At 71.5% G+C, this 2576-nt stretch carries 2 protein-coding genes; both read right to left on the reverse strand.

Annotated elements, in window-relative coordinates; translation table 11 throughout:
• Positions 1 to 76: 76 nt before the first annotated feature.
• Positions 77 to 1231, reverse strand: coding sequence for an MFS transporter (locus C0461_RS14225; RefSeq protein WP_292107946.1), 1155 nt, complete (start codon positions 1229 to 1231; stop codon positions 77 to 79).
• A gap of 32 nt (positions 1232 to 1263) precedes the next feature.
• Positions 1264 to 2505: a multidrug effflux MFS transporter gene (locus tag C0461_RS14230; RefSeq protein ID WP_292107948.1), complete on the reverse strand. Its 1242-nt coding sequence runs from the start codon at positions 2503 to 2505 to the stop codon at positions 1264 to 1266.
• Positions 2506 to 2576 lie beyond the last annotated feature (71 nt).

Consider the following 2576-nt stretch of genomic DNA (forward strand, 5'->3'; position numbering starts at 1 on the left):
TAGGCCCCCTCCACCATGCTCCGCATGGTCCCCCTCCCCCGATGGGGGAGGATTGTCCGCGCCGGGATGAGCGGCGCTAGGCCAACGCCCCCCGCACGCGCCAGCCGGCGATCAGGCCCAGCCCCGCCAGCACCGCCATGGCCAGGTAGCCCAGCGCGCCGTAGGCGTCGTACAGCGGGCCGGCCATGAGGGTGGCGAGGCCGATCAGGACGCCGGAGGACAGGGCCGACAGCAGGGTCTGGGCGGCGGTCTGGTTGGCGGGCGGGGCGAGGCGCTCGACGATCTGCAATCCGGCGAGGAAGGTGGCGGCGAAGCTGAGCGCGTGCAGGGCCTGCAGCGGCCACAGCAGCCACAGGGGCGGCATGAAGGCCAGGGCGACCCAGCGCACCACCGCCGCGGCCCCGCCGATCATCAGCAGCAGCCACGGCCCGATGCCGCGCCGCCGCCGCCACGGCTCGACGATCCACATGAACAGCACCTCGGCGATGACGCTGAAGCCCCACAGCATGCCGGTCATGGACTCCGGGATGCCCCGCGCCTTCCACTCGATGGCCGAGAATCCGTACAGGAAGGCGTGGGTGGCCTGGATGGCGCCCACGGCCAGGATGGCGGTCATGAACACCGGGTCGGCGACCAGGGCGCCGAGGCCCCGGTACCGCTCGCGCTTCGGCGGGGCGGCGCCTTCACGGACCCGCTCGGCGGGCAGCACGGTCAGGGCGACCACCGCGCCGATCAGGCAGGCGGCGGCGATCCAGACGATGATCACATCGGGCGAGGCGCGCAGCAGCAGCGCCCCCATGCCCACATTGGCGGCCACGAAGGCCAGCGACCCGGCGCTGCGCGGGGCGGCGAAGGTGAAGCCCTCGCGGGCGGCGCCCCTGAGCGTCAGCACGTCGGCCAGGGGGATGACCGCCGCCGCCGCCGTGGCCCCGATGAACCACAGGGGCAGCCACAGGGCGAAGCCCTCCACCAGCCCCGCCGCGCCATAGCCAAGCGCGGCGACCACGCTTAGAATGGCGATGGCGGTGCGGCGCAGGGCGAAGCCGTCGGCCCAGACCGCGATCATGGGCCCGGTCACCAGCCGCGCCAGCATGGGGGCGGCCAGCAGGGTCCCGATCTCGGCCCCGCTCAGCCCCTGGGACTGGAACCACAGACCGGCGAACGGCAGGCTGACGCCGGTGGCGCCGAACAGCAGGATGTAGTGCAGCGCATTGCGCCAGGCGGTGCTCATGGCCGGGCCTTTAGCAGGCGGGCGCCCCGCCGTCAGGCCGCGTCGTGGCGGCGGAACAGCTTGCCCTTCTCCGCCCACAGCACGAACACCAGCGCCCCCAGGCCGCAGACCACGAAGCCCACCGACAGGGGCAGGGTCGAGCCGTCGTAGTTCTGGCCGATGAAGAAGCCGATCAGGGCCCCGCCCACGGTGGTGATCAGCCCCTGTACCGAGGACGCCGTGCCCGCGATATGGCCCAGCGGCTGCATGGCCAGGGCGCCGAAATTGCCCGGCACCAGGCCGAAGAACAGCATGGTGGCGGCCTGCAGGGCGATGAAGGTCCACAGGGTCTCGTGCCCCATGGCCGACACCAGCACGTGCAGCGCCGCCATGCCGGTGAAGCCGAACAGGGCCAGGTGCGACAGGAACCGCATGCCCATGCGCTCCACCATCCGCGCATTGAGGATCGAGGCCACGGCGATGGCCCCCGCGATGCCCGCGAAGGCGATGGGGAACACGTTGGGTCGCCCGAAGGTGTCGGCGAAGATCTGCTGGGCCGAGTTGATGAAGCCGAACAGGGCGCCGGTGATCATCATCATGCCCAGCATGTAGCCCACCGCCTGGCGATGGGTCAGACTCTCGCGAAAGCCCGCCGCGATGCGGCTGATCCGGATGGGCAGGCGGTACTCGGGGTGCAGGGTCTCGGGCAGCTTGAGGAAGCACCACACCAGCCCCGCCGCCCCCGCCGCGCCCAGCACAAGGAAGATGGCCCGCCACTCGGCGAAGAAGAGGACCAGCTGGCCCAGGCTCGGCGCGATGATCGGCACGCCGAGGAAGACGATGAAGGCCAGCGACATGACCCGGGCCATGGTCCGGCCGGAATAGCAGTCGCGCACGATGGACACCGCCAGCACCCGCAGCGCCGCCGCGCCGACGCCCTGCAGGGCCCGCGCGATCAGCAGGGTGTCGAAGGTGGGCGCCAGGGCCGCGATCAGGCCGAACAGGGTGTAGATGCCCAGGCCGATCAGCAGCAGCGGCTTGCGCCCGAACCGGTCGGCCAGCGGCCCATAGACGATCTGCGCTCCGCCGAAGCCCAGCAGATAGGCGGTCACCACCCACTGGCGGTCATTGTCGGCCAGCACGCCCAGGTCCGACCCGATCTGCGGCAGGGCCGGCAGCATGGCGTCGATGGCCAGGGCGTTCAGGGCCATCAGGGTGGCGATGGTGACGACAAAGGCCCGGAACCCCAGACCGGGATGCGGCGGGGCGGACGAAGCGGAGGCGGGAGCAGACATCGGCTCCATATCGGCGCACGATAACGGCGGCGCTAGTCCGCCGCTGAAAGAATCACGCCGCCCGGTTGCTG

This window comes from Brevundimonas sp., assembly GCF_013823285.1.
Taxonomy (GTDB): Bacteria; Pseudomonadota; Alphaproteobacteria; order Caulobacterales; family Caulobacteraceae; genus Brevundimonas.

Excerpts from the sequence above, each read along its gene's own strand:
- C0461_RS14225 (WP_292107946.1), bottom strand. The coding sequence starts at position 1,231 with ATGAGCACCGCCTGGCGCAATGCGCTGCACTACATCCTGCTGTTCGGC.
- C0461_RS14230 (WP_292107948.1), bottom strand. The coding sequence starts at position 2,505 with ATGTCTGCTCCCGCCTCCGCTTCGTCCGCCCCGCCGCATCCCGGTCTG.